The organism is Nonomuraea sp. NPDC048892, assembly GCF_040649735.1.
Classification (GTDB): Bacteria; Actinomycetota; Actinomycetes; order Streptosporangiales; family Streptosporangiaceae; genus Nonomuraea; species Nonomuraea maheshkhaliensis.
Genome location: NZ_JBEZFZ010000018.1, coordinates 185,691 through 192,142, shown reverse-complemented (window position 1 = coordinate 192,142; position 6,452 = coordinate 185,691). Strand labels below are relative to the sequence as shown.

Genomic DNA, 6,452 nt, shown 5'->3' with positions numbered 1-6,452 from the left:
CGTCCAGGATCACATAGGGCAGATCGTCGGCTTGGGCGCGGTCCAGAGCCTCCTGCAGGTCAGGGGCTTGAGCTGCGAGGACGTCGATCCCTTCGGTGGTGTAGCGGTAGGCCGTGGCGCGGGAGACGCGGTGATCGCGGCCGAGCTTGGGGATGTCGCGTTCGCCTCGGAACCACCGCAGTACCAGGACCGCCTGCCAGAACGGGGTCAGGGCGCGGCTCCCTTTGGGGGTGCCGAGCCGGCGGCGCTCGTCGTGCAGCAGTCGGGCAACGTAGTGAATGAGCGCGCGGGAGACGTCGAGCGTGGCACGATGAGCAATCACGTGGAGCCTTCCGGGCGACGGGATTTCTTGTGGCGAGAACTCATCTACCGGAGGCTCCACGTCTGTCTCCGGCCTTCGACGACTTCTCCCGAAAGGCCCGAAACGCCACTGCGGGCGTCCCGAACATCCCCTATCACCCGAATTATTTCACTGAGATCACCTCACCATTGACTCTTAGTGAATGATTGCCTACCGTCGGTGTTTGACGTGGCGTCAAGCTCTTTCGCGGGGTGAAGCTCATGCTCAGGCGAGTCGAATCCGACCGGTGGCAAGAATCACTCGATGTCAATCCCCTTTACAACGGGCTGGTGCCGGAAGGCGGCGTGCCCCGGTTCAAGATGCCGGCCGGCCCGATGAATCCCGCGGCGGCCCAGGCGCTCATCCGCGACGAACTCCTCCTCGACGGCAACGCCCGGCTCAACCTGGCCACGTTCTGCACGACCTGGATGGAGCCCCAAGCCCGCGAACTCATCGCGGAAACCCTCGACCGCAACCTCGTCGACCACGACCAGTACCCGCAGACGGCCGACATCGAGGCGCGCTGCGTCAACATGCTCGATCACCTGTGGGGCGACCCGAACGGCTCCAGTGTCGGCTGCTCCACGGGCGGCTCCAGCGAGGCGGCCATGCTCGGCGCGCTGGCGATGAAGTTCCAGTGGCGCGAGCGGCGCCGGGCAGCCGGACTGCCCACCGCCAACCCCAACCTGGTGATGGGCACCGCCGTCCACACCTGCTGGCCGAAGTTCTGCCAGTACTGGGACGTCGAGCCGCGCTGGATTCCGATCGAGGAGCCGGCTTTCACCTTGAACCCGGCCCGGCTCGGCGAGTTCTGTGACGACAACACCATCGGCGTCATCGGCGTGCTCGGCTCCACGCAATGCGGCAAGTACGACCCGATCGAGCAGATGTCGGCCGAGCTGGACCGGCTGGAGGCCGAGCGCGGGCTGAGAATACCGCTGCACGTGGACGCGGCCGTGGGCGGCTTCATCACCCCGTTCCTGGAACCCGGCATGGTGTGGGACTTCCGGCTTCCCCGGGTGCAGTCGATCAACGCCTCGGGGCACAAGTTCGGCCTGGTCTACCCCGGCGTCGGCTGGATCGTCTGGCAGGAGCCGGACGCCCTGCCGCAGGACCTGGTGCTCTCCTGCGACCTGCTCGGCGGCAACATGGACACCTTCACGCTCAACTTCTCCCGCTCCGGCGCCCCGGTCATCGCGCAGTACTACAACTTCCTGCGGCTCGGCTTCGAGGGCTACCAGGCCGTCCAGCAGACCTGCCGGGACGTGGCGACCTACCTCGGTGCGGAGATCGCCAAACTCCCCGAGCTCTCGCTCATCGCCGACGGCTCGGAACTGCCGGTGCTCGCCGTACGGACCGCCCCCGGCTACGACGGTTTCACCGTCTTCGACCTGGCCGCCCGACTGAAGATGCACGGCTGGCAGGCCCCGACGTACTACCTGCCGCCTGACCTGGAGCACATAGCCGTCATCCGCTTCGTCATCCGCAACGGCTTCAGCCTGGACACCGCCGCCAAACTGCTGGCGAACGTGCGCACCGAGGTGGAGTACCTGCGCGGCAATCCGGTTCCGCACCCTCGCCTCGGCGGCGATGAGGCGGCCGCCGAGCAGCCCGGTGTGCCGACGGGAGGGTGACGTCGATGAACGACTTCGCCGCGTCCATCACCTTCGACCAGCTCGGCAGTGACCCCTATCCGATCTTCGCCAGACTGCGCCGCGAAGCGCCGGTCGTCCTGCTGCCGAAGCTCGACCTGTGGATGGTCACCCGCTGGGATGACGTGCGCCAGGTCCTCAGCGCGTACGAGTCGTACACCAGCGCTTTCCCTTCGATGGCCACGCGGATACTCGGGGAACGGTCCGTACTCAAGGTCGAGGGCGACGCCCACGCCGATCTGCGAGCCGCCGTTGACACGCGATTCGCCCACGAACGCATAGAACGGGCCACCGCACTCACCCGCGAGGCCGCACGGCCGTACGCCGGCAAGCTCAATAGCCGGGACGAGCTGATGTCCAGCTACTTCGAACCCGCCGCTAGCACCGCCCTCGCCCGTTTCATCGGCCTGCCGGACGTGGACACCGAGGCGCTCATACGCTGGGCCCGTAACCTCACCGCCGGGATGAGCAACTTCGTGGCGGACCCGGCCGTACACGAACAGGCGGTGGCCACCGCCACCGAGATCCGCCAGACGATCGAGCCCTCCGTCCGGCAGGCCACAGACCGGCCTGACGGCTCAGTCCTGTCGCAGCTGCTCCACAGCGGCTGCCCGCCCGATACCGTCCGATCCGCCGAGCACGTCATGCCCACCTTCATCGAGATCCTCTCGGCGTTCCTGGAACCGGCGGCCGGCGCGGGGCTCACACTGCTCGCGCTGCTCCAGCACCCCGCGCAGATGCGGGCCGTCCGGGATGACCCGCGCCTGATCCGCAAGGCCGTCCACGAAACGCTGCGCTGGCTGTCACCGAACGGCGCGCTCAGCCGCCGCGCGACCAAAGACGTGCTCCTCGCCGGACAGATCATCCCCGCCGGAGCGACCGTCATGGCGGTCATCGCCTCGGCGGGCCGGGACGAGAGCATCTTCACCGACCCGGACACCTTCGACATCAACCGGGACCCCTTCCCCAACCTGGGCCTCGGATACTCCCGCCACGCATGCCTCGCCGCCCCAGTCGTCGGTGCCATCATCGTGGCCCTGCTGGACGTGCTCCTCGAGCAACACCCCCAGCTCTCCCTGGATCCCGGACGGCCGCATAGCGTGCACGGCTGGAAGTTCCGCGTGCTGACGAACCTGCATGTCCGCATCGGTGATCCGGCCCGAGGCCGCTGAGCGCGGGATCAGTTCTCGGCTTTCCGGATCGGCGGTCCGCGTCCGTCGCTCACCAGGCGGGCCGCGTGGACGCGGTTGCCGCGCGTGATTCGCGGCAGTGCGAGACCGCGGCTGAGGGTAGGGCCGCGTAGGTTGGCACGCAGCACAGCGAGGAGAACTCATGCCGAGTAACACACCCGTGATCGCGGTCGGTGACGCGGAACTGAACGAGCTCCGCGCTCGGTTGACGTCCACGCGATGGCCCCGGCCCTGGCCGGTGACCGGCTGGGAGGCCGGTACCGACGCCGTGGAGCTTCGCCGCCTCGTCGCCTACTGGGCCTCCGGCTACGACTGGCGCGCCCATGAGGCGACCATCAACGCCCTCCCGTCACATTTCGCGGACCTCGACGGAACGCCGGTGCACTATCTCCGCTTCGACGGCGAGCACCCGGACGCGTTGCCGATCATCATCACGCACGGCTGGCCCAGCTCCTTCCTCGAACTCGTCCCGCTCGCCAACCGGCTGGCCACCCCTTCCCGGTACGGCCGGGCAGCAGCGGACGCGTTCACCGTGATCGTCCCCTCACTGCCCGGGTTCGCCTTCTCACCCCAGCGGCCCGCACTCACCGGCGCGGAGCAGACGCACGACCTCTGGCACCGGCTGATGCGCGACGAACTCGGCTTCGAGCGGTACGCGGCACACGGCGGAGACCTGGGCGCCGGCGTCACCTCACGTCTCGCCGAGGCCCATCCCGAGGCACTGGCCGGCATCCACCTGCTGGCCGTGGCACCCCCGGCCGGCTACGGCCCGGACGACCTCACCCCGCAGGAGCAGGACCACCTCGCCTCCGTGGCGGCCTGGCAGGCGGAGGAAGGCGCGTACCAGCACCAGCAGAGCAGCCGCCCCTTCACCCTGGCCTTTGGCCTGGCCGACTCGCCCGCCGGGCTGCTCGCCTGGATCGTCGAGAAGTACCGTGCCTGGTCCGACTGCGGAGGTGACCTGTCCTCGCGCTTCAGCGACGACTTCATCCTCACGCAGGCGTCCCTCTACTGGTTCACCGGTACGATCTCCACCTCGTTCAGGCCCTACTACGAGTACGCCCACGGCCTGACCAGGCGCGTGGAGCGGGTGAGCGTGCCCACAGCGGTCGCCCTGTTCCCCGCCGACCTGAGCCGGCCCCCGCGGAGCTGGGCCGAGCGCACCTACAACATCGCGCGCTACACGCACATGCCGCGCGGAGGGCACTTCCCCGCCCACGAAGAACCCGATCTGCTGGCCCACGACATCATCGAGTTCTTCCGCGCCCACCGTCCTGCTGCGCCGTCGGCCCCGCGATCCCATGCATGAATGGGGGGAATGTTTCCGCTTCCGATGAATCCCACAGTCGTCATGTTCTCGGCGTCCTTCCAGAAGAGCCGAACCCTTGTCATGTGCCGAGCTCGTGGCGATGCGCGGGTCCCTGCCGTCAGCCGGCGGAGAAGTCATGGCCGTTGTCCAGATCGGTGAGCGGGTCTCTCTTCTTCCGATGAGCAGGGCGAGCCGTTCAGGGTCGGTGGCGCCGACTGCGCGGGCGACTCAGTCCCATGCGGGATCTTGTGCCAGCTTCTCCGCTATCCGGTCGTGGAAGCTCTTTCGCTCCAGGGCCTGCTCGATGTCGGTGACGACGCGCGACAGCGGGTACGGGATCTCGCTCTCGATCTCGGCGACGGCGGCCTCGGTGGCCCGCCACTCGGCCGCCAGCCGGTCCACCACGGCCCGGGACTGGTCGGTGAGCATCACCTTCTTGCTGCGCGCGTCCTCGCCCTCGACGGTACGGACCCAGCCCGCGTCACGCATGGCGGCCACCTTCTGGCTGAGCGCCGAATGGGTCCGGCCGACCGACTCGGCCAGCTCGGTGATGGTCATCGGGCCTCGGGCGTGCAGCCGGAGCAGCTCCATGACGAAGCTCGGCTTGAGCCCCGTGATGCGTTTGCCGGAGTAGATCCGGGCGATGTCGGCGTCCATGGACGCCTGCAACCGGCGCAGTGGCCGCCAGAGGCTCTCCTCGGTGGGATCTTGCACGCGGGGATCGGTCATGAGTCCATCATATCAGTACTTATACAAGTGCTGATACTACATTTCTCTCTCCTACGGATGCACTCCCGTCGGTCGCCTTTTGCGGGAAATATCGTGAAAAATCTGGCGGGACAATAAATCCTTTGCCGGGCCGGGTTTCCCGCCTCCACAATATCGATGTGGTAAGCGAGTTTTCCGGATCAGGGGCCGGTGACGGGCGCGTCACCGGCGCGCTCTGTGCCGCCGTCGCGCAGGCCGGCGGGCCGGTCGCGGCGGGAGCGGCCATCTCCCAGATCATCAGACGGTGGGTGCCGCACGACGCGCTGCGCCTGGTCGGTCTCAACCCGGCGGCCGGGATCGGCCTGGGCTCGTTCAGCTTCTGGCACGACTACCATCCGGCGCTGATCAGCGCTCTGGTGCTGAACAACTATCTGCACGGCGATCCCTGCTCGACCTCCACGCTCGCCCGGCGCGGCGAGCCGGTCGCGGTGGTGGGCGCCGGGGGCCACGGGGACGCGAGTATGCGGCGGCTGCTGGCCTCCCACGGGGTGAGCGGCGAGCTGCGGCTGCTGATCAGGGACCGGCACGGGCCGTGGGGCCTGCTGGGCCTGCTGCGCGCCGAAGGCGCCAGGCCGTTCGGAGCGGAGGAGTGCCGGCGGGCGCAACTGCTGGTCCCCGCGCTGCTGACGGCGCTGCGGCGCTACGTCACGGCGGGGCCGCTGACCGCCACCGCTCCCGCGCTCCCGACCGGCGTCATCGTGGTCGGCTCCGACCACACCGTCAGATCGGTCTCACCCCAGGCGCGGGCCTGGATGCGGCTGATGTGGCCGGGCACGGGCAACGGGGTGCCCGACTGGATCGCCGACCCCTTCTGGGTCGGGCTGTCCCTGCACGCGCGGGCCCACGCCCGCGACAATCGGGCCTGGCAGCCGGCGCTCTGCACGCCGGCCGCCAACTTCGGGCGTTCGATCCTCATTCACGGCCAGCCGCTGGACGAGGGCGGCGACGGCGACGTCGCCATCCTCATCCAGGCGGCCGGCGGCAGCCTGCTGCTGCCGTCGTTCTGCGACTGGTACGGCATCACCCCACGCGAACGCCGCATCCTCGAACACCTCTACGACGGGGCGGCCCCGAAGCAGATCGCCCGAGCCCTCGACCTGTCCGCCCACACCGTCAACGATCACCTGAAGTCGGTGTACGGCAAGACCCGCGCCCAGGGCCGGGACGAGCTCATCGCGGCCATCTCCGGCTGA

5 protein-coding genes and 1 pseudogene are annotated in these 6,452 nt (G+C 68.6%); 4 read left to right on the top strand and 2 right to left on the bottom strand.

The features are described 5' to 3' along the window. Window positions 1-322, bottom strand: a pseudogene (locus tag AB0C28_RS40845) (IS5/IS1182 family transposase); the annotation flags it as partial. Window positions 323-561: 239 nt separating this feature from the next. On the opposite strand from AB0C28_RS40845, the gene AB0C28_RS40840 reads away from it, so the two are divergent. The 3 genes from AB0C28_RS40840 (at window position 562) to AB0C28_RS40830 (ending at window position 4,491) form a co-directional block, all read left to right on the top strand. Beyond that, on the top strand, window positions 562-1,974 hold the full coding sequence (locus tag AB0C28_RS40840; RefSeq protein WP_358080714.1) for a glutamate decarboxylase: 1,413 nt from the start codon (window positions 562-564) through the stop codon (window positions 1,972-1,974). A 5-nt stretch (window positions 1,975-1,979) separates the two neighbouring features. After that, window positions 1,980-3,164 (top strand): cytochrome P450, encoded by a 1,185-nt coding sequence (locus AB0C28_RS40835; RefSeq protein WP_358080712.1) that lies wholly within the window; start codon window positions 1,980-1,982, stop codon window positions 3,162-3,164. Window positions 3,165-3,324: 160 nt separating this feature from the next. Continuing rightward, on the top strand, window positions 3,325-4,491 hold the full coding sequence (locus tag AB0C28_RS40830) for an epoxide hydrolase family protein (RefSeq protein ID WP_358080710.1): 1,167 nt from the start codon (window positions 3,325-3,327) through the stop codon (window positions 4,489-4,491). A 228-nt stretch (window positions 4,492-4,719) separates the two neighbouring features. Here AB0C28_RS40830 and AB0C28_RS40825 read toward each other — a convergent pair whose 3' ends face one another. Beyond that, entirely contained in the window at window positions 4,720-5,220 is a 501-nt protein-coding gene (locus AB0C28_RS40825) for a MarR family transcriptional regulator (RefSeq protein ID WP_357849760.1), read from the bottom strand. A gap of 158 nt (window positions 5,221-5,378) precedes the next feature. On the opposite strand from AB0C28_RS40825, the gene AB0C28_RS40820 reads away from it, so the two are divergent. Then, window positions 5,379-6,452, top strand: a complete 1,074-nt coding sequence (locus AB0C28_RS40820; protein ID WP_358080708.1) for a helix-turn-helix transcriptional regulator — start codon at window positions 5,379-5,381, stop codon at window positions 6,450-6,452.